The sequence below is a fragment of the Mycobacterium europaeum genome, assembly GCF_034555895.2.
In the GTDB taxonomy this organism is placed as follows: domain Bacteria; phylum Actinomycetota; class Actinomycetes; order Mycobacteriales; family Mycobacteriaceae; genus Mycobacterium; species Mycobacterium europaeum.
This window is the reverse complement of record NZ_CP157315.1, coordinates 5,319,202-5,344,224: the sequence shown is the minus strand read 5'-3', so window position 1 is coordinate 5,344,224 and position 25,023 is coordinate 5,319,202. Positions and strand designations below refer to the sequence as shown.

The 25,023-nt window shown below is 69.1% G+C and carries 24 protein-coding genes; 8 read left to right on the top strand and 16 right to left on the bottom strand.

What is annotated here, in order from left to right:
* Genes U8D42_RS24765 through U8D42_RS24735 form a run of 7 tightly spaced genes read right to left on the bottom strand, consistent with a single transcriptional unit; the run spans position 1 to position 7,353 of the window.
* A complete protein-coding gene (locus U8D42_RS24765) occupies positions 1–1,479 on the bottom strand; it encodes an NADH-quinone oxidoreductase subunit C (RefSeq protein ID WP_322860394.1) in 1,479 nt (492 codons plus the stop codon).
* Complete coding sequence (locus U8D42_RS24760) at positions 1,476–2,942, bottom strand: proton-conducting transporter membrane subunit (protein ID WP_322860393.1); 1,467 nt, start codon at positions 2,940–2,942, stop codon at positions 1,476–1,478. The genes U8D42_RS24765 and U8D42_RS24760 overlap by 4 nt, the downstream gene beginning before the upstream one ends.
* The gene (locus U8D42_RS24755; RefSeq protein WP_085239773.1) at positions 2,942–3,604 is read right to left on the bottom strand and encodes a hypothetical protein; all 663 of its coding nucleotides are present in this window, start codon (positions 3,602–3,604) and stop codon (positions 2,942–2,944) included. Before U8D42_RS24755 ends, U8D42_RS24760 begins: the two co-directional genes overlap by 1 nt.
* The gene (locus U8D42_RS24750; RefSeq protein WP_322860537.1) at positions 3,601–4,551 is read right to left on the bottom strand and encodes a respiratory chain complex I subunit 1 family protein; all 951 of its coding nucleotides are present in this window, start codon (positions 4,549–4,551) and stop codon (positions 3,601–3,603) included. Before U8D42_RS24750 ends, U8D42_RS24755 begins: the two co-directional genes overlap by 4 nt.
* Positions 4,552–4,556: 5 nt before the next feature.
* Positions 4,557–6,533: a proton-conducting transporter membrane subunit gene (locus U8D42_RS24745; RefSeq protein WP_431523812.1), complete on the bottom strand. Its 1,977-nt coding sequence runs from the start codon at positions 6,531–6,533 to the stop codon at positions 4,557–4,559.
* Positions 6,530–7,009 (bottom strand): NADH-quinone oxidoreductase subunit B family protein, encoded by a 480-nt coding sequence (locus U8D42_RS24740; protein ID WP_322860392.1) that lies wholly within the window; start codon positions 7,007–7,009, stop codon positions 6,530–6,532. Before U8D42_RS24740 ends, U8D42_RS24745 begins: the two co-directional genes overlap by 4 nt.
* Positions 7,010–7,014: 5 nt before the next feature.
* A complete protein-coding gene (locus U8D42_RS24735; protein ID WP_322860391.1) occupies positions 7,015–7,353 on the bottom strand; it encodes an ArsR/SmtB family transcription factor in 339 nt (112 codons plus the stop codon).
* 272 nt (positions 7,354–7,625) lie between these two features.
* On the opposite strand from U8D42_RS24735, the gene U8D42_RS24730 reads away from it, so the two are divergent.
* Genes U8D42_RS24730 through U8D42_RS24715 form a run of 4 tightly spaced genes read left to right on the top strand, consistent with a single transcriptional unit; the run spans position 7,626 to position 12,782 of the window.
* Complete coding sequence (locus tag U8D42_RS24730; RefSeq protein WP_322860390.1) at positions 7,626–9,248, top strand: proton-conducting transporter membrane subunit; 1,623 nt, start codon at positions 7,626–7,628, stop codon at positions 9,246–9,248.
* Positions 9,245–11,830 (top strand): DUF2309 domain-containing protein, encoded by a 2,586-nt coding sequence (locus U8D42_RS24725; RefSeq protein WP_322860389.1) that lies wholly within the window; start codon positions 9,245–9,247, stop codon positions 11,828–11,830. The genes U8D42_RS24730 and U8D42_RS24725 overlap by 4 nt, the downstream gene beginning before the upstream one ends.
* Positions 11,821–12,144, top strand: a complete 324-nt coding sequence (locus U8D42_RS24720) for a P-II family nitrogen regulator (RefSeq protein WP_322860388.1) — start codon at positions 11,821–11,823, stop codon at positions 12,142–12,144. Before U8D42_RS24725 ends, U8D42_RS24720 begins: the two co-directional genes overlap by 10 nt.
* Before the next feature lie 23 nt (positions 12,145–12,167).
* Positions 12,168–12,782, top strand: a complete 615-nt coding sequence (locus U8D42_RS24715; RefSeq protein ID WP_322860387.1) for a carbonic anhydrase — start codon at positions 12,168–12,170, stop codon at positions 12,780–12,782.
* Between the two features lie 182 nt (positions 12,783–12,964).
* Here U8D42_RS24715 and U8D42_RS24705 read toward each other — a convergent pair whose 3' ends face one another.
* The gene (locus tag U8D42_RS24705) at positions 12,965–13,288 is read right to left on the bottom strand and encodes a helix-turn-helix transcriptional regulator (protein WP_322860385.1); all 324 of its coding nucleotides are present in this window, start codon (positions 13,286–13,288) and stop codon (positions 12,965–12,967) included.
* An 82-nt stretch (positions 13,289–13,370) separates the two neighbouring features.
* Positions 13,371–14,135, bottom strand: a complete 765-nt coding sequence (locus U8D42_RS24700) for an alpha/beta fold hydrolase (RefSeq protein ID WP_322860384.1) — start codon at positions 14,133–14,135, stop codon at positions 13,371–13,373.
* 63 nt (positions 14,136–14,198) lie between these two features.
* Between U8D42_RS24700 and mhuD the strand changes: the two genes are divergently transcribed.
* The 4 genes from mhuD to U8D42_RS24680 all read left to right on the top strand — a co-directional run bounded on the left by mhuD (position 14,199) and on the right by U8D42_RS24680 (position 17,446).
* Positions 14,199–14,519, top strand: coding sequence for a mycobilin-forming heme oxygenase MhuD (gene mhuD / locus U8D42_RS24695; protein ID WP_322860383.1), 321 nt, complete (start codon positions 14,199–14,201; stop codon positions 14,517–14,519).
* Complete coding sequence (locus tag U8D42_RS24690) at positions 14,494–15,858, top strand: serine hydrolase (RefSeq protein ID WP_322860382.1); 1,365 nt, start codon at positions 14,494–14,496, stop codon at positions 15,856–15,858. The genes mhuD and U8D42_RS24690 overlap by 26 nt, the downstream gene beginning before the upstream one ends.
* A gap of 65 nt (positions 15,859–15,923) precedes the next feature.
* A complete protein-coding gene (locus tag U8D42_RS24685) occupies positions 15,924–16,751 on the top strand; it encodes an acyl-ACP desaturase (RefSeq protein WP_322860381.1) in 828 nt (275 codons plus the stop codon).
* Between the two features lie 248 nt (positions 16,752–16,999).
* Complete coding sequence (locus U8D42_RS24680; RefSeq protein WP_431523892.1) at positions 17,000–17,446, top strand: pyridoxamine 5'-phosphate oxidase family protein; 447 nt, start codon at positions 17,000–17,002, stop codon at positions 17,444–17,446.
* Positions 17,447–17,473: 27 nt separating this feature from the next.
* Here U8D42_RS24680 and U8D42_RS24675 read toward each other — a convergent pair whose 3' ends face one another.
* From U8D42_RS24675 to U8D42_RS24645, 7 genes are all read right to left on the bottom strand, one after another.
* On the bottom strand, positions 17,474–18,019 hold the full coding sequence (locus U8D42_RS24675; protein WP_322860380.1) for a histidine phosphatase family protein: 546 nt from the start codon (positions 18,017–18,019) through the stop codon (positions 17,474–17,476).
* Positions 18,016–18,807, bottom strand: coding sequence for a CbtA family protein (locus tag U8D42_RS24670; protein WP_322860379.1), 792 nt, complete (start codon positions 18,805–18,807; stop codon positions 18,016–18,018). Before U8D42_RS24670 ends, U8D42_RS24675 begins: the two co-directional genes overlap by 4 nt.
* Positions 18,808–18,811: 4 nt before the next feature.
* Complete coding sequence (locus tag U8D42_RS24665) at positions 18,812–19,024, bottom strand: CbtB domain-containing protein (protein WP_322860378.1); 213 nt, start codon at positions 19,022–19,024, stop codon at positions 18,812–18,814.
* A gap of 198 nt (positions 19,025–19,222) precedes the next feature.
* Positions 19,223–21,757, bottom strand: coding sequence for an ATP-dependent protease ATP-binding subunit ClpC (gene clpC1, locus U8D42_RS24660; RefSeq protein WP_322860377.1), 2,535 nt, complete (start codon positions 21,755–21,757; stop codon positions 19,223–19,225).
* Between the two features lie 316 nt (positions 21,758–22,073).
* A complete protein-coding gene (lsr2, locus tag U8D42_RS24655) occupies positions 22,074–22,412 on the bottom strand; it encodes a histone-like nucleoid-structuring protein Lsr2 (protein WP_003875617.1) in 339 nt (112 codons plus the stop codon).
* Positions 22,413–22,536: 124 nt separating this feature from the next.
* The gene (gene lysS / locus U8D42_RS24650) at positions 22,537–24,048 is read right to left on the bottom strand and encodes a lysine--tRNA ligase (protein WP_322860376.1); all 1,512 of its coding nucleotides are present in this window, start codon (positions 24,046–24,048) and stop codon (positions 22,537–22,539) included.
* Between the two features lie 157 nt (positions 24,049–24,205).
* Entirely contained in the window at positions 24,206–25,021 is an 816-nt protein-coding gene (locus U8D42_RS24645; RefSeq protein ID WP_322860375.1) for a type III pantothenate kinase, read from the bottom strand.
* Positions 25,022–25,023 lie beyond the last annotated feature (2 nt).

The following is a 25,023-nucleotide window of genomic DNA, read 5'->3' as shown; positions in this document are numbered from 1 at the left end:
TCAGAGATCGTTGCCGGCGTAGGACTGGTTGAAGCTCTTGTTGGCCAGCGGGAAGTCGGGGACGATCGTGTCGGCCATCGCGACCGGCAGTGCCGGCCAGTTGAACCACGACGGGTCGACGATCTTCGCGCGAGTGATCCGACCCGCGGCGTCGGTCTCGACGCGGTGCACGATGGTCCCGCGCCAGCCCTCGACGATGCCGATGCCGCTGCGGGGCATCTGCGGCGCCTGCACCCGCACCTCGTATGTGATTGGGCCGCAGTGGGATTCGATCAGATGGCACGCCAGGTCGGTGGACGCGGCGAATTCGTCGCGCCGCACGGTGTAGCGGGCCAGCACGTCACCCGCGGCGGCGCCGACCTCGGTGACGGGCAGCGCGACGGTGGGGTGTTCCACTCGGGCGTCCGTGCGCATGCCGCTCGCCCGCGCGACATAGCCCAGGCAGCCGAGGGCCTGCGCGTCGTCGCGGTGCAGGGCGGCGGTCCCGGCGAAGCGGTCATAAACAACGGTGTTGTGCAGAGTCAGCTCGGCGATCTCGGCGAGGTCGTCGGCGATCCGCCGCAGCGCGGCGACGTCGGGCAGCGCCCGCAGCGTGACGGCGCCCGGGCGGATGGCGCCGCGCAGCAGCCGATGCCCGGTGACTGCGGCGTTGAGTCGCAACAACTCTTCGCGGATGCGTTGCGCGTGCGCGTTCGCCAGCCCGAAGGCGACGTCGTTGGCCAGCGCGCCGAGATCGGCGGCGTGGTTGTAGAGCCGCTCGAGTTCGACCAGCAGCGCCCGCAACCGGTGCGCCTCGTCGGGAAGTTGCATCCCGAGCGCGTCCTCGACGGCAAGGCAGTGGGCGAGTGCGTGCCCGACGGACGTGTCGCCGCTGACGCGTTCGGCCAGTTCGACCGCGGCGCCGGCGGGCCGGCCGTGAAACAGCTTCTCGACGCCGCGGTGGACGAACCACAGTCGGGCCTTGAGCCGCAGCACGGTTTCGCCGGCGACGGAGAACCGGAAGTGGCCGGGTTCGATCAGCCCGGCGTGCACGGGCCCCACCGGGATTTCGTACACCCCGGGCCCCTCGACGGTGACAAACGGAAACCGGCCGGCGGCATCGAATTCCGGGACGGCCGCGGCGTCGCCGCGCATCGGGTACCACTGTTCGGGCCAGTGGGCATGCCGCACCAGCCGGCGCGCCTTGGGATGCCCGACGCACCGGATGCCATACAGGTCCGCCATTTCCCGCTCGAAGCGGCTGGCGGCAAACGACAGATAGGCCAGCGATCGGATCGCCGAAACATCCTTGGGCACCACACATTCGAGCTCCACGCGGCGATCCGGCCATCCGGCCAGGAACAGATAGACGACGCGGAATGCCGAACCGTCGTCGTGCGCGGCCACCAGGCCCAGACGAAACCCCTTGCCCAGCAGGTCCTCAGCCGTTTCCGCCAGCCGGTCCTGGGCCAGCCGGTGGCGCTGCCATTGCGGCCTCACCGCGGTCCCCCGACGGCGCCGGCCGCGATGGTGAACAGATCGGTGAGCGGCCCGGCGGTGACGCCCAGGGCGATCGATGCGGCGACGCCGACGACCAGCGCGGCGGCGACCGTTCGCGGGACCGCGATCTCGGGTGCGGCGGCCGGCCCGCCGAGCAGGATGCGGCCGGCGTTGCGGGCCAGCGCGGCGAAGGCGATCGCGACCAGCAGCATGCCGGCGGCGAGGGCCCAGGTGAGCCGGGCGTCGGCGAGGGACCGGGCGATGGCCAGCTCGCTGGCGAACATCGCGAACGGCGGCAGGCCGAGCAGGACCACCACCCCGACGGCGAGTGACACACCGATGAGGCGGGAGCGCCGCAGCACGGCGGTGATGTCGGCGATCGTGGTCGACTCGTGAGCGGCCTGCAGCTGGCCGCTCGCCAGGAAGAGCACCGTCTTGCCAATCCCGTGAGCGAGGACGTGCAGCAGCAGCGCGGCGATGGCCAGCGAGGTTCCCGCCGCCGCGGCGATCGCGATCAGACCCATGTTCTCCATGGACGAATAGGCCAGCATGCGTTTGATGTCGGGCGTGACCGTCAGCATCAGCGCGGCGACCACCAGCGTCGCCAGCCCGATCACCAACAGGCCCGACCGCATGAAGGTGGGCCCGGTGGCGGCGCCGATCACCGGCTTGAGGCGAATCAACACCGAGAAGGCCACCGACAGCAGCACCCCGCTCATCAGCGCCGAAACCGGCGCCGGGGCCTGGCTGTGGGCGTCGGCCAACCAGGTGTGGAACGGGAACAACCCCGCCTTGGCGCCGTAGCCGACGAGCAGCAGTCCGCCTGCCAGCCGGGCGATGCCGGGATCGAGCCCGCCGGCGTGCGCCGCCAGGACGTCGAGGTTCAGGGCGGCGGCGGCCGGCGCGCCGGCATGCTGGGCGGCGTAGTACAGCAGCACGGTGCCCAGAAAGGCGACGGCGATGCCGACCGAGCAGATCACGACGTACTTCCAGGTCGCCTCGAGCGCGCCACGGGTGCGGCGGTGCCCGACCAGGAAGGCGGTGATCACCGTGGTCGCCTCGATCGCGATCCAGATCACGCCGATGTTGTTGGCGCACACCGCGACCACCATCGCCGCCAGGAAGCCGGCCGTCAGGGCCCCGTACACCCGGGCACCGCGCAGATCGGTGTGATCGTGCGCGATTTCGGCGTCGAGGTAGCCGATGCTGGCCCAGGTGGCCAGTGTGGCAACGATTCCGATGACGATCAGCATCGTGGCGGTGAGCGCGTCGAGCCGCAGCAGCCCGCCCAACGCCAACCGGGCGCCGGACCCGACACCGAAGGCGAGCGCCGTGCCGCACGCGAGGACCGTCAGCGCCGATCCGACGATCAGCGTCGCGGTCGCCCGGCGCCAGCCGGCGACCAGGACGGCCACCGAGGCGCCGACCGGGGTGAGGATCGCGGCAAGCAGTAAACCGGTCATCAGTCGTGCAGCTCCTGTAGCGCGTCCAGGTCGGCACCGCCGAAGGCATGGGACAGCCGGCCCGTGAGCACGCCGATGACGATGACGGCGAACAACACGTCCAGCGAGGCGCCGAGTTCGACGATGAGCGGCACGCCGGCCGTGAGCAGGAACGCGGTGGCGGCGATTCCGTTGTCCAGCATGAGGAATCCCGCCGCCTGCGACACCGCGTGCCGCCGGGTGACCATCACGAGCAGGGCGATGAGCACCACCGCGGTGGCGGCCGGCACCGCGGTGGTGGTGGCGGCGGGCTGCAGGTTCACCAGGGGTCCGGTCACGGCGAACGCGGCCAGCGTCAGCGCGGCGGTGATGAGCAGCGACGTGGCGGTGTTCACCAGCGGGGTGGCTTCCCGGCGCGACCGCGAATCGGCGCCGGCCGCGCGGGCCAGCAGTCGCGGCAGCACCGCAACCCGCAGGAGCAGCACGGCCACGCCGACGCCGATGAGCGCGCCGTCGCGGTCGTACACCCCCCGCAGCACCGGGATGGCGGCCAGGGCGGCGCCCTGCCACGCCAGCAACCGGATGATGGCGGCCAGGTCGCGGCGCCACACGATCAGCACCGCGGCCAGCAGCAGCCCGCCTGCGGCGAGGTCGACCAGGACCGAGAACGTGCCGTAGGTCATGCCGGCACCACGAAGAAGTTGGCGGCCACGACCGCGAGCACCGCCAACAGGAACGACCCCGCCAGCAATTCGGGCACCCGGAACAGCCGCAGCTTGGCGATGAACACCTCGACGGTGGCCAGCACTCCGGAGAGCAACGCGACCTTGGCGGCCACCGCCGCGATGCCGACGACGATCTCGACGGCGCCGGGCCGGCCGCCGGCAATGCCCCAGGGCGCGAACAGGTTCGCCAGCAGCGCCAACAACACCGTCAGTCGCATCCCGGCCGCCCACTCGACCAGGGCCAGCCGCGGGCCGGCGTATTCGAGGATCATCGCCTCGTGCACCATCGTCAGCTCGAGATGGGTGGACGGATTGTCCACCGGCAGCCGCCCGGTCTCGGCGACGATCACGATCACCAGCGCGGCGAACGCCAGTACCGCGGCCAGCGACACCACCTGCCCGGGATGGGCGATCGTATTCGACACCAGCGCACCGAGATTCGCCGACCCTGCCGGCATGGACAGGGCGAAGACCGCGAGCAAGATGGTGGGTTCGACGAGTGCGGCGATGGTGATCTCGCGACTGGCGCCCATGCCGCCGAACGAGGTGCCGGTGTCGATGCCGGCCAGGGTCAGCGCGACGGTCCCGACGAACAGCAGCCCCACCACGGCGAACAGGTCGGCGCCGGCGTCCAGGGGCGATCCGGTGGCGACCAGCGGCGCGATCGCGGCGATCAGCAGCGTGGTTCCGGCGACGACCGCGGGTGCGGCAGCGAACACCGCCGTCGTGCCGCGCGGGGTGACCTGTTGCTTGCCAAGCTGTTTGACGATGTCACGCCAGGGCTGCAGGACGCCACCGCCAACGCGGCCTTCCCAGCGGGCGCGCACCTGCCGGGTCAGCCCGACCACCAGCGGGGCCCCGACCATGACGCCGCCGACCTGAACCGCACCCGCGAGGTAGGACATGGCGTTCATCGGGCGGCCACCAAGACGATCAGCACACCGAGCGCACCGTAGGCCAGATACAGGTGCACGCTGCCCGGGTGGGCGCGGCGCACCAGTCCGGCTGCGGCCGCGACCGCGCGGATCACCGGCGGATAGCAGCGTTCCTCGATCGCGTCGGCGATTCTGCTGCGGTAGGTGATCTTGTCGGCCAGATAACGTGACTCGGCGGTGTGCGTGACTTCGACGTCGGTGTCGGGGCGCAGCACGTCGTCGAAGATTCGTTGCAGCGGCTCGGCGAACGACGTGGCGGTGTATTGCATTCGCGGCGTGAGATCCTCTGCGCCGCAAGCCCATAGCGGCGGCGCTGCGGGTGCCGGGCGACGCCCAGAGCGCCAACGGCCCAGCAGGGCCGCGGTCAGGGTGGCCAGCACGACACCCGCCGCGATCACCCCGGGCGCGATCGAGCCCGGGGGGCCGGGCAGCCGCACCACGGCCCCGATGCCGGTGAATCGCACCGAATCGGCCGCGGGGAGCGCCGCGATCGCCCGGCGCAGCGCGGGCCCGACGGCCGAGGGTGCCACCGCCAGCACCAGGCAGGCCGCCGCCGCGACCGCCATCCCGGCCAGCATGGTGCGCGGCGACTCCCGAGCCTGCGCGGCCTCCTCCGAGCGCGGCCGCGCCAAGAATCCGATCCCGAACGCCTTGACCATTGCCGCCACACCCAGACCCGTGGTGAGCGCTACCGCGCCGACCGCCAGCGGCGTGGTCAACGCCAGTACGGCGGAATGCTGTCGAGCGGCGTGGATCAGCGACTGCAGCAGCAGCCACTCGCTGACGAACCCGGCGCCCAGCGGCAGTCCCGATGCCCCCAGCGCGGCCACCCCGAACAGGATTGTCGTCGCCGGCATCCGCCGGGCCAGGCCGCCCAGCCGGTCCAGGTCGCGCAGCCCGGTCGCGGCCAGCACCGAACCCGCGGCGAGGAATCCGAGGCTCTTGAACGCCGCGTGCGCGACGAGGTGCAGCATCGCGGCGGCCGCCGCGATCGTCGCCGGGCCGTTCGCGCCGGCGGCCGCGAACAGCGTCGCGGCGCCCAGCGCCAGCGTGATCAAGCCGAGGTTCTCGGTCGTCGAATAGGCCAGCAGCCGTTTGAGATCGGTGGCCACCGAGGCCTGCACCACCCCGTAGAGCGCCGACAACCCGCCGACGACCATCATGGTCAGCCCCCACCAGCGCGGGCCGGGACCGAGCAGTTGCAGATCGACGCGGCAGATGCCGTAGACGCCGAGGTTCACCATCGCGGCACTCATCAGTGCCGACACCGGGCTCGGCGCCTCCGGGTGGGCGCGCGGCAGCCACGCGTGCAGCGGCACCAGCCCGGCCTTCGAACCGAAGCCCGCCAGCGTCAACAGGAACACCGCGGTGCACGCGCCGGGGGGTATCCGGTGCAAGTCGGCGAACCGGTCCGCCGCACCGGCAGCCGAGAGCACCATCAGGCCGATCAGGATTGCCACGAAGCCCAACTGGGTCATCACCGCGTACACCAGCGCGGCGGAGCGGACCGCCGGGTGGGTGTGGTGGGCGAGCACCAACACCAACGACGCGACCGCCATCGACTCCCACACCAGCAGGAAGGTGGTGACCGAGGCCGCCGCGGGCACCAGGAGCATGGCCGCGACGAAGGCCGGGAGCACCGCCAGGGTGACGGGCCCCAACTGCTCGCGCCGGGCATACCCGATCGTGTACAGCCCGGCCACGATTGCGACCGCCCCCGTGAGCGCCATGAAGAATCCGCCCAGCGGATCGAGGCTCAGCTCGACGCCCGCCAACGGAAGCAGCCACCCGATGCGGACCGCGCGCGCCGGACCGAACATTCCCAGCGCGCCGGCCCACACCCCGCCGACACCGAGCAGGGCGGTCAGCGTGCCCGCGCAGATCGGCGGGAAGGCGTTGCGGCGCAACAGCTCTGGAGCGGGCACCATGCGGTCCGCCAACACCGCGGTCACTTGCCGGTCACCGACCGCAGAGCCGCGACGATCTCGCTCGGCGACGGCGGGCAGCCCGGGATTTCCACGTCGACCTCCACCAGCTCCCCGACCGCGCCCGCCACGCCGTAGGCGTCTGCGAAAACCCCCCGGTTGATGGCGCAATCCCCGCACGCGATCACCCGGCGCGGCAACGGCGTGGCCTCGATAGTGCTGCGCAACGGACCGGACATGTTGTGCGTCACGACACCGGTCACCAGCAGCGCATCCGCGTGGCGCGGTGAGGCCACCAACCGGGCGCCGAACCGCTCGGCGTCATAGACCGGCCCGAACGCGCCCGAGATCTCCACCTCGCACCCGTTGCAGGACCCCGCGTCGACGTGCCGGATCTGAAGCGAACCCCGCAGCCCGGCAGGCGGATCGGTCACCGGCTCCGGGGCGGGTGGTGCCGGTTCGGCGATCCGCCCGGCCTTGAAGGCTTTGCTGACCCAGCCCATGTGCGCTACTCCGCACCGCCGGTCCGCAGGCCCTCCAGCATCGCCACGCGGTCGCTGAGCACCCCGGTGAGAACCTTGCGCGCCACCATCAACAGTTCGGCGATATCGGGCGACGCGATCGAGTAGATCATCGTGTTGCCCTCCCGCAGCGCGTCGACCACACCGGCCCGGCGCAGGACGCCGAGCTGCTGGGACAGGTTGGACGCTTCGAGCCCGACCTCGGGCAGCAGCTCGGCCACCGACTTGTCGCCCCCCACCAGCAGCTCCAGAATCCTGATCCGCGCGGGATGCCCCAGCGTCTTGAAGAACTCCGCCTTGAGCTTGTACAGCGGCTCGGTCACCATCCGGCTCCTGAAGACTACAAATTTTCTACGCTTGAACGATTGAAGAATTTATCAGATATGTCAGCCGCCGCCTACCGGTGCGACGTCGACCTACCGGTCCGATAGCCCCGATGAGCTGGTAAATCGCCGCGAGGGCGCGTCGGCTCCGCGGGATATGACATCGCGCACATCGCGGCGAAATCGTCGACCCTTCCGCGCCGCGACATCGCTTTGTATGAATTTTATTTCATGAAGATTGACACCTGTCTTTGATCTCGCGTAACTTGCATCGCATGTACAGCTCCCTATCGGTGGCGGGAACCGGCGGGCCGGCGAGCGCCGTCCTCATCGGTGTTCTGGCGCTGCCCTTGTTCGCTTCAGCGGGCGCACTGCTGGCCGGCTCGCAGTACCCGCGATTGGCGGGCCGCCTGGGCGCCTCAACCGCGGGCGCAGGTTTCGCCGGCGCGGTCCTGCTGGGCCTCTGCGCAACGGTCCACGGCCCGGTCTCGGCCGGCCTGAACTCGGCCGACGGCACCGTGATCGCGCAGCTGGACGCCAACCGGCTCAGCGCACTGCTGCTGGTGCTGGTGTACGGGGTGAGCACGGTCGTCCAGATTTTCGCGCTGCGCTACCTCGCCTGCGACGGGCGCGCGGGATGGTTCACCGCCGGAACCGGCCTGCTCACTGCCGCCTCCGCCGGGTTGATGACCTCCGGGACTCTCATCGGACTGGCCGTCTGCTGGACCCTGGCCGGCACCGCGCTGTGCCTGCTGCTGGCCACCTACTGGGAGTTGCCCGCCGCCCGCGACGGTGTCCGACGGACCGCGACGGCGTTCGTGTTGGGCGATCTCGCCCTGTGGTCGGCGGTCGGACTACTCACCGCGCAACGGGGCAACGTCCAGCTGTCCACTTTGGGACACAACGGCTTCGGGCACTCATCACCGGTCCTCCCGGCGGCAGCCGGCCTGATCGTGGTGGCCGCGCTGTCACGATCGGCCCAGATCCCGTTCCACCGCTGGCTGCCCGCGACCCTCGCCGCACCCACCCCCGTTTCCGCGCTGCTGCACGCCGGCGTGGTCAACGCCGGCGGGGTGCTGTTGGTGCGGCTGAGCCCGGTGGTCAGCGGATCCGGCTTCGCCATGGGCCTGGCGTTCGCCGCCGGCACGCTGAGCGTGGTCTACGGCGGGGTCGTGATGCTCACCAAAGCAGACATCAAGGGATCGTTGGTGTATTCAACGATGGCCCAGATGGGCTTCATGGTGCTGGCCTGCGGGCTGGGATTGTCCGCGGCCGCGGTATTCCACCTGGTGGGCCACGGCTTCTACAAGGCCTCCATGTTCCTGTCGTCAGGCTCGGCGATAGCCAAACGTCGCCAAAAGGCCGCTCGCCCAACCGCGCCCGCCCCGAGCCCCGCCCGCTGGGCGGCGATCCACTTCGCGGCGATGCTGCTGGCCGCCGCCGCGCTCTACGTCGCCAGCCGCATCGTGCGAGTGCCCACCGCCGAGCACGGCTCGGCAGCGGCGCTGCTGGTCTTCACCTGGGCGACCGCCGCGGCGGCGCTGGCGGGCTGGCTGGCGCGCAATCCGAGCCCGCGGGCTGCCCTCACCGGCGCCGTGGCACTGCTCGCGGTGGCACTCGGATATGTGGCGCTGGTCAACACGGTGACCGGCTTCCTGGCTCCCGACCTGCCCCCGGTCGCCGTACCCGCCGCGTCGTCGCCGGGCATCGTCGCGGTGGCCGCAATCCTGGGCGCACTAGCCCTGCTGCGCCAGGCACCGCCGGATGGCCGGGTCGGTAGCCTGCAGCGCGCCATCTACACGAAAGCGCTCGTCGCCGGCCACATCCCAGTGACCAGCCCGCGACCCGTGCCGACCACCCCTCCCCTGACCAACCAGCTGACAGGAGCGCTCCAGTGACCACGGTGGCTGACCACATCACGATCGATACCCGCCGCGCGCAGCTGCGCAGCGAGGTGAACCTGGCCGCCCGGGTGATACCGACGCACTACCCCCTCGAGACGTTCATCGCGGTCAACCCGCTGGCCGGTCTGGAGTCGATGCCCTTCGAGCAGGCGGTCCGGCGTGCCGGAGACCTCTACGGCATCCGAGGTCTGCTGGCCGAGACGGCCTATCGCGACCTCTACCGCCGTGGACGGATCACCGACACCGACCTGGAATCGGCGCTGCGGCAGCGGTATCCGGCGCTGCTCGACGGGGAGCCCGTTCGAATGGGCCCGCGCGTGGTAACGCCTTTCGAAGTGCTGCGCGGCGACCTGCTCAACGGAAGCACCGCCCCTGAGCCGTCGCGGCGCAACACGACCCGCAGCGAGCAGGCGGCGCCCCGGGTCGCCCAGCAGGTCGACGCGCAAGCCGCCAAATGGTGTGCAGCCTTCTTCGGCTCCTCTTCGGCGGGCTGGCCGATGCCGCACCGGCACGAGGGCTTCTACCACGCTTGGCGGGCGCTGGCCGCCGGCGACCACACGTTGAGCCGCAGGGCACGCGCCGCGCTGCGAGGGGTGCCCAGCCGCTCCGATGACGCCGCGCTCCAGGCCCTGCAGCGGTTGGGGGTGACCGACGACGAACGGATCACCTACTTGCAGGCGCACCTGACCCGCCTTCCCGGCTGGGCCGCCCACATCCGTTGGGCCGCGGAGCGCACGACCGGTGTGGACCTCCTCGATTACCTCGCCATGCGCCTTACGTACGAGGCGGTGTTGCTGTCCGACAACAGTTCACCGCAGGGCGACGCGGCTCGCGACGTCGCCTCGAGCATTCCCTCGGCCCGCGAACGAGCCGCCGCGCTGGCCCTGGCATGGGAGCTCGACGCTGTGCACGACCGCGATCTGGGCGCGGCCGCGCGGGTGTTGTCGGCGTTGCCGGTGACCGCGCGGCCCATGATCTGGCAGCAGGCTTACGAGGGGAACTTTCGCGACGCGCTGCTGCGAGCGCTGACGCAACCCACGCCGGAGCCAGGCGGTGGCCGCCCCCAAACCCAACTCGTGTGCTGCATCGACACCCGGTCCGAGGGCCTGCGCCGCCATATCGAATCCCTTGGCGGATACCAAACCTTCGGCTTCGCCGGCTTCTTCGCGGTGGCCATCCGGTTCACCGGCCTGCTCGGCGGGGCGCCCAACGATCTGTGCCCGGTGCTGATCAGCCCGGAGCATGAAGTCGCCGAAAGCCCGGCGCCCGGGGCCGCCGTCGCCGCGCGCCGTCTGCGCGCCGGCAGCATCACGATGGCCGGCGCCGAGGCGGCCTTCCACGCCGCCAAGCAGGCTCTACTCGCGCCGTTCGCGCTAGCCGAAGCCGCGGGCTGGGCCACCGGTCCGTGGGCAGCGGCCAAGACACTGAGCCCGAAAGGCAGTGCCGCACTGCGGCGGTGGCTGCGCGACCGATTGGCGCCCCCGGCCCCGACGGTGCTGTCGATCAACGACGCGACCGAGCTTGCCCGTCGAACCCTCTATGCACAGGTGGCGCTGACCACCATGGGCCTCACCGACGAATTCGCGCCTCTGGTCGTCCTCTGCGGACACGGCAGCGTCACGGAAAACAACCCGTATCAGGCGGCGCTTGACTGCGGAGCCTGCGGCGGACAAGCCGGCGGACCGAACGCCCGCGCCGCCGCGGCGATCCTCAACGACGCCGATGTCCGGCGCGAATTGGGCGACCTGGGCATCACCATCCCGGGCGACACCTGGTTCGTCGCCGCCCAACACGACACCGCGACCGATCGGGTCACCGTCTTGGACGAGCACCTGATTCCGGCCACCCATCGCGGCCACGTGCGCCGGCTCATCGACGATCTCCGGATAGCCGGCGCCGAACTGGCCGCCGAGCGCAGCCCGGGTCTTCCCGGCGGCCCCCCGGCGGCCCACCCGGCGCGTGCCTCGCGCCACGTCGCCAACAGGTCCGCCGACTGGGCACAGGTCTTTCCCGAGTGGGGGCTGGCCGGCAACGCGGCTTTCATCGTCGCGCCCCGCGCCGTCACGCGCGGAATCGATTTGCAACGAAGGGTCTTCCTGCACTCCTACGAGTCCGACGTCGACCCGGAGGGCAGCGCACTGGAAACCATCCTGACCGCCCCGATGGTGGTGGCTCAATGGATCAACTGCCAGTACTACTTCTCGACGGTGGCGCCGGAGATGTTCGGTGCGGGAACCAAGACCGTCCACAACGTCGTCGGCGGCGTGGGGGTGCTCGCCGGCCACGGCGGCGACCTGCGGCTGGGCCTGCCTCGTCAGTCGCTCACCGACGGCCGGTCTTTCGGGCACGAACCGATGCGCCTGCTGACCATCGTCCAGGCACCGCTACGACGCATCGACCTGGTGGTCCAGCGAAACCCATTGCTACAGCATCTCTTCGGAAACGACTGGGTCTGCCTGGCAGCACGTGAGCACCCGGACCAGCCCTGGCAACGCTGGACCCGCGGCGGCTGGCGGGCCTGGGACGCCGCCGCACCCCATCACCCCATCGAAGAGGAGGTAACCCCATGTCGGTGAACGGACTGACCAAGATGACCAAGATCGAAGTCGTCGTTTCCGGAGAAAACGCACCCGCGGTGCGCGAGCAGTTCCGCGGCGCCGGGGCAACCGGTTTCACCAGCGTGTCCGGTGTCTCGGGCCTCGGTCACGGTGGGTACCACCAAGGCCGGCTGCTCTTCAACCAACAGGCGGCCCTGGAGCTGCTCATCACCGTCGTCCCGGAAACCAAATCCGAGGCACTGATCGCGGGACTGCGCCGCCTGCTTGACGACTCGCCCGGTGTCATGTTCGTCACCGACACCTACGTCAGCCGACCCGAGTACTTCGGCTAAACCCTCGAAGAAAGGAAGTCACCATGTCCAACCCCTCAGCCGCCTGGCAAGAACTGCAAGCGGGCCATCGGCGCTTTTCCGCCACGTTGCAGTCCAGGCACGGGCTCGCCGCAACCGACCGCTCGCCCATCGCGGTGGTATTCCGCTGCGCCGATTCCGACATGGCGAGCGAGGTGTTGCTCGACCAGCGCCGCGGTTCGCTCATCGACGTCAGCACCTGGGGACACGTCGTCGACACCGGCGTGTTGGCCACGCTCGAGTACGCCGTCGACACACTCAAGACACCGCTGATCGTGGTCCTCGGCCATCCCGGCTGCGCCGCGATGCATACCGCGCTCAAGGCGTGGCATAACGTTGCCTTCCCCGAAGGAGCGGCTCGTGCGGTCGTCGAGCAGGCGGTATCTTCGCTCACCCGGCTCGACGCGAGCATCGTTGAGGCCGAAGACCTTTCGGCTGCGCACGTGGTGCAGACCGGCGTCACGTTGCTGCACAAGTCGCCGATGATCGCCAAGGCCGTCGACAGCGGACACACAGCGATCGTGTGTCTCGTCGGCGATCGCACCGACGGTCGGCTTCGCGTCTGCGCGACGCTGGGCGCCGTTTCCGAAACCGAGTCACCGTTGCTCGAGCGCGTGTAACGGCCCCGCGGTGCCGCGGTCTCACCACCCCCGACGGGCAACGCCGCCGGCCAGGACGACCAGTTCCCGGCGGCGCTCGCCCGGGCGGGCTTCCCCGCCCACGACGGCATACCGTCGGTCGTCGAACACGGCCACGCCGTGTGCCGGGCGCTGGACGGCGGGATGCCGGCGGGCGACGACCATCACGACAGGGCTGCGATGAGCTCGCCCACCGAATGGCTCGCTTCGAGGGGGTGGCGCAGCTTCCCCTCCGGATTCAGCTCATAGACGTTGCGACGGCCCACCTTCGACTTGGTCAAATAGCCCTCGTCCGTCAAATCGGTCAGGATCGCCTGCACCGAGCGCTCCGTGATGCCGATGCGCAACGCCAACTCCCGGGCCGTCAACGGCTCGCCGCTGGACACACAGAGCAACACGTGTGCGTGGTTGGTCAGGAACGTCCAGGTGCGCTCGGAACCTTCGGCTGCGGTCTGCGCCGCCGAAGTTCGATTCCGGGCAACGTTCACCCGACCATCGTACTACACTCGGATTCGCGTAACGAAGTTCGTTAATTCGTCAGCGGATTTGTCGTGGGCGCCGCGGACTCCGTCAGTCGGACAACGTCGCGAAGAATGACTCGACCGCCCGGCGATAATCCCGCGGCGCGTCGTCGTGGATCAGATGACCGGCCGGCTGCACCCGCAAATAGGTTGTCGAAGAACCGGTTTCGGCCATCTCACGCATCTGGCCAGCAGGGGTGACCGAGTCGCCCGCCTCGATGAGCAGCGCGGGGGCCCGCACCGCCCGCCACTGCTCCCAGAAGTCGCGGGTGCCCCATTCGGCGGCGATCTCGATCCACCGCGCGGGGTGACCGTGCAGGCGCCAACCGGTGGCGGTGCGGTCGAAGGCCTCCAGGAAGTAGCGCCCCGCGACGGGCCCGAACTCCTCGATCACCCGCTCCGCGGAGTCGAACTCGACCGGAAGCGCGTGCAACCACGGCTCCCACGGGCCGGTGGTGCGGCCGCGGAAGTCCGGGGCCATGTCCTCGAGTACCAGCGCGGACACCAGTTCGGGATGCTGCGCGGCCAGACACCACGCGTGCAGGGCGCCCATCGAATGGCCGAGAAGCGTGACCGGCGCCTCGAGCGTGCTCACTGCGTCGGCCAGGTCGGCCACGAACCGCTCGGTGCTGATCGGGTGCGGGTCGTCGACGCCGCGGCCCCGGTGCCACAACGCGTCGTAGGTGTACACGGCGCCCAGGCGGGTCAGCCAGGGCAACTGCCGGGACCAGGTGGTGCCACGCCCCATCAGGCCGTGCACCAGCACCAACGGCGCGCCTTGCCCCCCGCGGCAAGTGAGCAGATCACCGGGCATGTCACCATCCTGCGTGCCCCGCCCTGCAGTTGGACAGGCCGGGCGAGAGGGTAGCCTAGCGGCATGCCGCCAGTGGTGAAGATCAACGCAATCGAAGTACCCCCCGACGCCGGCCCCGAGCTGGAGAAGCGGTTCGCACACCGGGCGCACGCGGTCGACAACCAGCCCGGCTTCCTCGGGTTTCAGCTGCTCCGCCCGATCAAGGGCGAGAACCGCTACTTCGTCGTGACGCAATGGGAGTCCGAGGACGCGTTTCAGGCGTGGGCGCAAGGGCCTGCCATCGCGGCCCATGCCGGTGAGCGGGCGAACCCGGTCGCGACCGGGGCATCGTTGCTGGAATTCGAGGTTGTGATGGACGTTGCCGGCAACAAGCAGGCTGGCTAGCGGGTTCTGGGCCCGGCGCCGCGCGGTGGCGTTGAGCGCCGCCGCCGCACTCGTAGTGATGTGCGCGCCCGGTTGCGCGCCCTCTCCCTCTCCGCAGGCGAACGCGGCCAACCCCGGCCGCCAGATCGATGTCCGCACACCGCCGGGCATCCGGGCCCAGCAGACGCTGGACATGCTCAACTCGGACTGGCCCATCGGCCCGGTCGGCGTCGGCACCCTGGCCACACCGGACATGGTCAAGCCGGTGCAGACCACCATGGAGTCACTGTGGTGGGACCGCCCGTTCACCCTCGACGGCGTGGATCTGGGCGCCAGCGTGGCCACCTTGCACCTGACGTCGTCCTACGGTGCGCGCCAAGACATCCGCATCCACACCGACGACGGTGGGTGGGTCGATCGATTCGAGCTCGAGACGCAATCGCCGAAGATCAACTCGTGGCACGACATCGACGCGGTGTTGAGCAAGACCGGCGCCCGCTACTCCTACCAGGTCGCCAAGGTCGACGACGGGCACTGCGACCCGGTCGCGGGCACCAACACCGGTGAATCCTTGCCGCTGGCATCGATTTTCAAGTTGTACGTGCTGCACGCCGTCGCCGGCGCGATCCGCGCCGGCACGGTCTCCTGGGACGATCAGCTGACCGTCACCGACAAGAGCCGGGCGGTGGGCTCGTCCGGATTGGCTTTGCCTGCCGGAGCGCATGTCTCGGTCCGGACGGCCGCCGAGAAGATGATCGCGACGAGCGACAACATGGCGACCGACCTGCTGATCGGGAAGCTGGGCACCCACGCCATCGAGCAAGCGCTCGCCACGGCCGGCCACCACGACCCGGCCAGCATGACGCCGTTCCCCACGATGTACGAGCTGTTCTCGGTGGGCTGGGGCAAGCCCGATCTGCGCGAGCAGTGGCAGCACGGTTCACCGCAGGTCCGTGCCCGACTGCTGACCCAGGCCAACGACACTCCCTACGAACCGGATCCGACGCGCGCCCACACTCCGGCGTCGTCGTACGGCGCGGAGTGGTATGGCAACGCCGAGGACATCTGCCGGATCCATACGACCCTGCAGGCCGACGCCGTGGGCAAGGCGGCACCGGTCAAACAGATCCTCTCCGCGGTGTCGGGCATCCAGCTGGACCGCAACGTCTGGCCGTACATCGGCGCGAAAGCCGGTGGCCTGCCGGGTGATCTGACCTTCAGTTGGTACGCCGTCGACAGGACGCAGCAGCCGTACGTGGTCAGCTTCCAGCTCAACTGGCCGCGCGACCACGGGCCGACCGTGACGGGGTGGATGCTGAAGATCGCCCAGCAGGCCTTCGCGCTCATCGCACCGCGATAGCCCTCACCACACAACGCCCGCCGGGCGGCGTTCGGGACGGTGGTGACGAGGTCTAGTTTGGCCGCATGCCACAAGAACGCGTCGCATCACCGTTGATGCTCGAACTCGAACCGGTCGTCAGCGAAACCTACTCCCGCCACATCGAGGCGGCCACCCCCTGGTACCCGCACGACCATGTGCCATTCGATCGAGGTGAGAACTTCGCGTCCCTGGGTGGCCGGGATTGGGATCCAGCTCAGGTCACGCTTCCGGATCACGTCGTCGACGCGGCGGAGATCATGCTGATCACCAAGGACGCGTTGGTGGGCCAGCACCACCGGCTGGCGGAGCACTTCCTCCTGACGGGCTGGTGGGGCAAGTGGGTTGGCCGGTGGGCGGCCGACGAGAACTTGCACGCGTTCGCCCTGCGGCAAAACCTCGTACTGACCCGCCAGATCGACCCGATCGCCAGCGAGATCGTCCGCGTCGAGCATGTGGCGAAAGGCCTGGACGCCGATGACCACACCCAGGTGGAGGCCATGGTGTTGATGGCGCTGCGCGAAAGCGCGCACGCGGTGTTCCTGCGGCGGCTGGCTGCGCGGATCGACGAACCCGTGCTGCGCCGCCTTGTCGAGGTCATCGCCGCCGACGACGAACGCCACGAGACGTTCTTCGCCGAGATCGTCCGGGCCTGCTTGCGCATCGTGCCCGCCGCGACGATAGCGGCGATCGTCGCCCGCGCGCTCGAGCTGGAGGTGGTCGGGGCGGACATCGAGGCGTACGAAGGCAAGGTCCGCAACGTCGCCGACAGCGGCATCTTCGGCCAGGACACGCTGCGGGGCGCGATCTCCGACCGCATCAAGAAGTGGAATCTGGCGGAGCTTCCGGAGCTGAGCAACTTCGTCGTCGCCTGAGCCCGGATGGTCGGCCGGTTGAGCCGACGGGCTGCCAAGTGACGCACACCACACACCGCCCGGGACTTTTGGCCCTTCCGACGGGTCCGCGGCCAGACGAGACTGCAGAACTTGCCAGAGTCGAGGTCGGAACGGAATGAGGTAGTGCGGTTGTCTGGACAGATTGGCCATGATCGACGGCAACTGAAGGCGGCTGCGTCTCGTGATGTTCTCGACCCCACCGGTCACGCACGCGGCGGCGCGCGGTGATCGGGGACTCGGCAGCGCTGGCGCCGCGCCGCGAGGTGGTCCAACTCGACGAATTCGAGGCGATGCGGCTGCTGGCCAGCATCGACCATGGGCGGGTGGTGTTCAACGACAAGGCGCTGCCCACGATCCGCCTGGTCAACCACCTCGTCGACGACGGGCGGATCATCGTGCGCACCCGCCTGGCGGCGAAGGTCTCCACCGTGGTGCGATCCGGCGCTGACGCCGGTGTGGTGATGGCGTATGAAGTCGACCGCCTCGACCCCGAGCGGCGGGCGGGCTGGAGCGTGGCGGTCACCGGGTGGGCGACCACGATCACCGACCCCCAGCAGCTCTCGCGCTACGAACAACTCCTACACCCGTGGGTGAACATGACCATGGACACCATGATCGCGATCCGACCGGAGATCATCACCGGCATCCGCATCGTCGACGGCGCTCCCGAATAGCCGGCGCGTTCGCGCGCCGATACGCGGCTACCAGCGCAGCGTCCAACAGCCGCCGCGGTAATGCAGAGCGGTGCGACTGACCGGCGCAATGTCCATCCGCCAGAACGATTTCGCGGGGATGTCGAGCGCCAGCAGGATCGCCGCCCGGATCACCGCGGGGTGCGTGACCGCGACGGCGGCCGCCGCGTTCTCGGTCACCGAGTTCAGCCACCGGGCCACCCGCTGCATCAGCTCGATGATCGACTCACCGCCGTGCGGAGCGCGGCTGGGATCGGTCAGCCAGACCGTCAGGTCGCCGGGCGGCACGTCCTCCAACCTCTTTTCCTGCCAGGGACCGCAATTCAGGTCGGCCAGCAGCGGATCCACGGTGGCCTCCAATCCCAGCAAGTCCGCCGTTTGTCGGGCCCTTCGCTCGGGCCCGGTGAAATGGATTGCGCCGCAGCGGAATTGAGCGGCGGTTTCGGCCTGGCGGCGGCCGACGTCGTTGAGCGGTTCATCGCCGGGGAAACGCGCGGCGGCCATCGCGTCGGTCATCGCGTGCGCCACCAGCGTCAGCCGGACGATGTCCGTCACGCCGCGATGCCCGCCGCCCGCCCGCTCCCGGTGCGCTCGCCGAGCAGCCGCCCGGCGAGCGTCGCGAACACCACGCCGAGGGTCACCCACAACACCAACTGCGTGGCCAGCGAGAGCAGCCTGAATTCGTAGAGGACGTCGGCGGGAAAGCCCGGATAGACGATCGCCCCCGACGCGTCGCGCAGCGGTTCGGTTGTCTCGTCGACGCTCGGAAGCAGCGCCATCACCACGGCAACGGCCGCGACGTATGCGCCGGCCGCCAGCAGCCGCCCGTGCCACGCGCCGAACCGGGCCGTCAGCGGCCGAGCCAGCCACACCGCGGTGAAGGCCAGCACCACCGAGGCCAACACCATCACCAGATACCAGCCGGTGCGCGCCCCGATCGTGTCCGCCTGCCCCACCGCCGGTGGATTCGGCGGATACTTCACGAACGGCACCAAGTAGACCGCGACGAACGCTGCCGCCGCGAGCAGCAGCGAAACAGAGCGCACCCCAACGTCTTTCGTCCGCGCCGCGACCACGCAGAACAGCACGGCGAACAGCGCGCCGACCGCGACACCGAAGATGAGCACACCGAAACCCAGCCCGGCGTTGGACTGCACGCCACGGCTGAACAACTCGGCGCCATGCTCGTGTACGCCATGGGCGTTCTCGGCGTCGGCCCGGCCGTCCTCGAAAGCGATCGCGCGGCCGATCACCGGCTCGGCGCACAGGCGGGCGAAGACGAATGCCAGCACCGCGCCGACTGCACCCGCCAGCAGGCCGCGCCCGATCAGACGCTTCTCCACGCGATCAGTGGCAGGGGAAGCCGAGCAGATGCCGCGCGTCGTGCAGGAATTCGTGCACGTGCGAATCGCCGCCGAACAGCGACACGGCGCCCTGTTCGACGCCGACGAAGTAGAGCGCCATCAGCGCCAGGAAGGCGGTCGCGGTCAACCAGAGCGCGGCGCTCGTCGCCGACAGGTCAACGGATCGGACACGGACAACTCGCTGGCGATCGGACATCGTCGGCTCCTTCTGGGGATTACGCGTCCCCGTTGGCTGCGACGAGTTTCGGGTCTGACTGTGGACAGTGGCGCGACCGTTCTGGAATTTCACCAGATTCCGTTACTCGTCAGGGCAGACGCCAGTAAACCACGGGCGGCCGGACAAGCGAAACGGGCGGCGGTCCCATGCGGAACCGCCGCCCGTTTCGTTCGACCGCTACGGGGTCTCGGGCGCGGCGTGCGCCCCGGCCTTCGCCAGGTCCGGCTCGGCCGGCGGCTTGCGGGCCCCGGTGAAGGTGAACACCGCGTCCTCGCCGGCGCTCTCGCCGTCCCAGTTGTCCACGTCGACCGTGACGACCTGTCCCGGTCCGACCTCCTCGAACAGGATCTTCTCCGAGAGCTGGTCCTCGATCTCGCGCTGGATGGTGCGCCGCAGCGGGCGGGCACCCAGCACCGGATCGAAGCCGCGCTTGGCCAGCAGCGCCTTGGCCTTGTCGGTCAGCTCCAGAGCCATGTCCTTGGTCTTGAGCTGGCCCGCGACCCGGCTGATCATCAGGTCGACCATCTTGATGATCTCGTCCTTGGTCAGCTGGTGGAAGACGATGATGTCGTCGATGCGGTTGAGGAACTCCGGGCGGAAGTGCTTCTTCAGCTCGTCGTTGACCTTCTGCTTCATCCGCTCGTAGTTGTTCTCGCCACCACCCTGGGTGAAGCCCAGGCCGACCGGCTTGGAGATGTCGGACGTCCCGAGGTTGGAGGTGAAGATCAGCACGGTGTTCTTGAAGTCCACCGTGCGTCCCTGCCCGTCGGTGAGCCGGCCGTCCTCGAGGACCTGCAACAGGCTGTTGTAGATCTCCTGGTGGGCCTTCTCGATCTCGTCGAACAACACCACCGAGAACGGCTTGCGCCGCACCTTTTCGGTGAGCTGGCCGCCCTCCTCGTACCCGACATATCCCGGCGGGGCGCCGAACAGGCGCGACGCGGTGAACCGGTCGTGGAACTCGCCCATGTCGATCTGGATGAGCGCGTCGTCGTCGCCGAACAGGAAGTTGGCCAGCGCCTTGGACAGCTCGGTCTTACCGACGCCGGACGGGCCGGCGAAGATGAACGAACCCGACGGGCGCTTGGGGTCCTTCAACCCGGCGCGGGTGCGGCGGATCGCCTTGGAGACCGCCTTGACGGCGTCCTCCTGGCCGATGATCCGCTTGTGCAGCTCGTCCTCCATGCGCAGCAGGCGGGTGGTCTCGGCCTCGGTGAGCTTGAACACCGGGATGCCGGTCCAGTTGCCCAGCACCTCGGCGATCTGCTCGTCGTCCACCTCGGCAACCACGTCCAGATCTCCCGAGCGCCACTGCTTTTCGCGCTCGGCCCGCTGAGCGACCAGCTGCTTCTCCCGGTCCCGCAGGCTGGCGGCCTTCTCGAAGTCCTGCGCGTCGATCGCGGATTCCTTCTCCCGCCGCGCGTCGGCGATCTTCTCGTCGAACTCGCGCAGGTCTGGCGGAGCGGTCATCCGGCGGATCCGCATCCTCGCGCCCGCCTCGTCGATCAGGTCGATCGCCTTGTCCGGCAGGAACCGGTCGTTGATGTAGCGGTCCGCCAGGGTGGCGGCGGCCACCAGCGCCGCATCGGAGATCGACACCCGGTGGTGCGCCTCGTAGCGGTCGCGCAGCCCCTTGAGGATCTCGATGGTGTGCTCCACCGTCGGCTCCCCGACCTGCACGGGCTGGAAGCGGCGCTCCAGGGCGGCGTCCTTCTCGATGTACTTGCGGTACTCGTCGAGCGTGGTGGCGCCGATGGTCTGCAGCTCGCCGCGGGCCAGCTTGGGCTTGAGGATCGACGCGGCGTCGATCGCGCCCTCGGCGGCACCTGCACCGACGAGCGTGTGCAGCTCGTCGATGAACAGGATGATGTCGCCGCGCGTGTTGATCTCCTTGAGCACCTTCTTCAGGCGTTCCTCGAAATCACCGCGGTAGCGCGAGCCGGCGACCAGCGAGCCGAGGTCCAGCGTGTAGAGCTGCTTGTCCTTCAGCGTCTCCGGCACCTGGCCGTGCACGATGGCCTGCGCCAGGCCCTCGACGACGGCGGTCTTGCCGACGCCGGGCTCACCGATCAGCACCGGGTTGTTCTTGGTGCGCCGGCTCAGCACCTGCATGACGCGCTCGATTTCCTTCTCGCGGCCGATGACCGGGTCGAGCTTGCCCTCCATCGCGGCGGCCGTCAGGTTGCGCCCGAACTGGTCGAGCACCAACGAGGTCGACGGGCTGCCCGATTCGCCGCCGCGGCCACCGGTACCGGCCTCCGCGGCCTCCTTGCCCTGGTAGCCGGAGAGCAGCTGGATGACCTGCTGGCGCACCCGGGTCAGCTCGGCGCCCAGCTTGACCAGCACCTGGGCGGCCACGCCCTCACCCTCGCGGATGAGGCCGAGCAGGATGTGCTCGGTGCCGATGTAGTTGTGGCCCAGCTGCAGCGCCTCACGCAGGCTCAGCTCGAGAACCTTCTTGGCGCGCGGCGTGAACGGGATGTGCCCGGACGGCGCCTGCTGGCCCTGGCCGATGATCTCCTCGACCTGGCTGCGCACGCCCTCGAGCGAGATTCCCAGCGACTCCAAAGACTTCGCGGCGACGCCCTCGCCCTCGTGGATCAAACCCAGCAGGATGTGCTCGGTGCCGATGTAGTTGTGGTTGAGCATCCGGGCCTCTTCCTGCGCCAGGACGACGACCCTGCGGGCACGGTCGGTAAAACGTTCAAACATCGGTGGTTACCTGCTCTCCCTCACCATCGGTACTGGCCTCTTAGCGGCCCACCGGCCCCTGTTGGGACCGGAATCGCATACCTTCCATCCACTGTAATGGTCGGTCTGCCAGGGGGCATAACCTTGCGGTTGCTCACTGCTGAAACACCCGCGCGCCCGTTTCGGGCGATCTCCCCTGTGATCACAGCGCCGTTACCGGAGCAACGTGGCCGGGCCCCAATTCGTTTCCTCAATCGGCGGGCGGGCCTTTCGCCGCCAGCGAAATGACAAACCGGCGCCAAGGCCGTTGCGGCCCGGGCGCCGGTTTGCAGGTTCGTCAGGTCGCCGCGTGGAATGCGTCGATGACGTCGGCGGGGATGCGGCCCCGCGTCGACACGTTGTGGCCGTTGCGGCGGGCCCATTCGCGGATCGCCGCGCTCTGCTCGCGGTCGATCGCGCCACGGCCGCGCCCGGAGCCGGAACGCCCCCGCCGCCGCCCGCCGACCCGGCGCCCGGCTTCCACCCACTGCTTCAGGTCGTTGCGGAGTTTCGCGGCATTCTTGGACGAAAGGTCAATCTCATAGGTCACCCCGTCAAGCCCGAATTCGACCGTTTCATCGGCTGCGCCGGCACCGTCGAAATCATCGACCAAGGTGACGGTCACTTTTTTCGCCATTGGCTTATCCTCGCATTTCGTCCTGAGCAGTTGCTGAGCAGATTGGGTGCGCCTCCCCGGGCAATCAATCTGCCATAACAAGGCAGCATACTCAATCCGGCCGCAAAGCGCACAGTTGCACTTTTCAGCCGGAGTGTGGCCGAACAATCGGGAACAAAACTGTCTCTCGAATTGACAGCCCGGTCAAAGTCATCAACAACCGATCGATACCCATTCCGGTTCCCGTACACGGCGGCATCGCATACTCGAGCGCGGCGAGAAAGTCTTCGTCGAGCGCCATGGCTTCGTCATCGCCGGCCGCCGCGGCGCGGGCTTGCGCGGCGAATCTCTCCCGCTGCACGACCGGGTCGTTCAATTCGGAGTACCCGGTGGCCAGTTCGACCCCGCGGATGTAGAGGTCCCACTTTTCCGTCACACCGGGGATGCTGCGGTGCTGACGCGTCAAAGGCGTTGTCTCGACCGGAAAATCCCGCACGAAGGTGGGCGCGGTCAGCGTGTTGCCCACGGCGTGCTCCCAGAGTTCCTCGACGAGCTTTCCGTGGCCGTAACCCCGGTCGCGGGGGATTTCCACCCCGAGCCGCTCCGCGATCGCCCACAGGCGGTCGGCCTGCGTCTCGGGGGTGATCTCTTCCCCGAGTGCCGCCGACAGCGACGGGTACATTTGAATCGACGCCCATTCTCCGTCTATGTCGTAGACACTGCCGTCGGGCAGCGGTAGTTGTCTGGTTCCGATCGCCTCATCAGCGACCTCTTGAATAAGCTCCCGCGTGACGACCTCCGAATCGTCATAGGTTCCGTACGCCTGGTAGGTCTCCAGCATGGAGAATTCCGGAGAATGAGTGGAATCGGCGCCCTCGTTTCGGAAGACTCGATTTACTTCGAAGACCTTGTCGAAACCACCGACGACGCAGCGCTTGAGGAACAGTTCCGGTGCGATCCGCAGGTACAGATCCATGTCGAGCGCATTGGAATGCGTGACGAACGGGCGCGCCGCCGCGCCGCCCGCCAGCGTCTGCAACATCGGCGTTTCGACTTCGAGAAACCCGCGCCGTTCGAGCGCGTTGCGTATCGCGCGGACCACGGCGATTCGCTGCCGCGCCACCGTGCGGGCCTGGGGACGCACGATGAGGTCGACGTAGCGCTGCCGCACCCGCGCCTCCTCGCTCATCTCCCTGTGGGCCACCGGCAACGGCCGCAAGGACTTGGCCGCGATTTGCCAGGAATCGGCCAGGACGGACAATTCGCCGCGGCGTGAGCTGATCACGTTGCCGTGCACGTAGACGATGTCGCCGAGGTCGACGTCGGCTTTCCAGGCGTCCAGCGACTCGCGGCCCACCTTGTCGAGGCTGAGCATCACCTGCAGGCTGGTGCCGTCGCCCTCCTGCAGCGTCGCGAAGCACAGTTTCCCGGAGTTGCGCGCGAAGATCACCCGGCCGGCGACGCCGACGACGTCGTCGGTCGCGGTGTCGACCGGCAGATCGGGATGGTCGGCGCGCACCTGCGCCAGGGTGTGGGTGCGTTCGACGGCGACCGGATAGGGTTCGCGGCCCTCCGCCAACAAGCGAGCGCGCTTGTCCCGGCGGATGCGGAACTGCTCGGGCAGGTCTGCTGCGGCATCCTCACTGGCGTCACTCACGAGCTGCCAGCTTAAATGACCTGGTATGGCCGCCGGTCACGGGCATCAAGCGTGCGTTCGGGGCTTTACGTGTGCGCCCCGGGCGCAAATTGCGGCCGCGCCCCGGCCAGGGTTCACCCGCGACGCCCTGGGCGCACACTCGACGCGGTTCTCCCGCTCAGCGCGCGGACTTCAGCCGGCCGCGCTGGGCGTCCCGGTTGCGTTCGAATACCAGCCGCAGTCCGTGCAGGGTCAGATGCTGGTCGTAATGGCTGGCCGTGTGCAGCTCGGGCAGCAGCAACGGTGCCGTGTGTCCCGTCGCCACCACCGCCACGTCGTCGCCGGCGAAGCCCTCGACGTCCTCGCGGATGCGTCCGACCAGGCCGTCGACCAGCCCGGCGAACCCGAACACCGCCCCGGCCTGCATGCATTCGACGGTGTTCTTGCCCACCACCGAACGGGGGCGGGACAGTTCCACCCGGCGCAGCGCGGCGGAGCGGGCCGCAGCGGCGTCCGAGGAGACCTGCACGCCCGGGGCGATCGCGCCGCCGAGGAATTCGCCCTTGGCCGACACGACGTCCACACAGATCGAGGATCCGAAGTCGATGACGATCGCGGCGCTTTGGAAGCGGTGGAATGCGGCCAGGCAGTTGACGATCCGGTCGGCGCCGACTTCCTTGGGGTTGTCGACCAGCAGCGGGATGCCGGTGCGCACACCCGGCTCGATCAGCACGTGCGGCACCGACGGCCAGTACTGGTCGAGCATGATCCGCACCTCGTGCAGCACCGAAGGAACGGTGGACAGCGCGGCGGCGCCGGTGAGCCGCTCGGAGTCGTCGCCGATCAGGCCGTCGATGGTCAGGGCCAGCTCGTCGGCGGTGACCTCGGACTCCGTCCGAATCCGCCACTGCTGCACGACCTTTGCGTGCTCCTTGGACCCGGAGATCAGCCCCATGACGGTGTGGGTGTTACGGACGTCGATGGCCAGCAGCACGG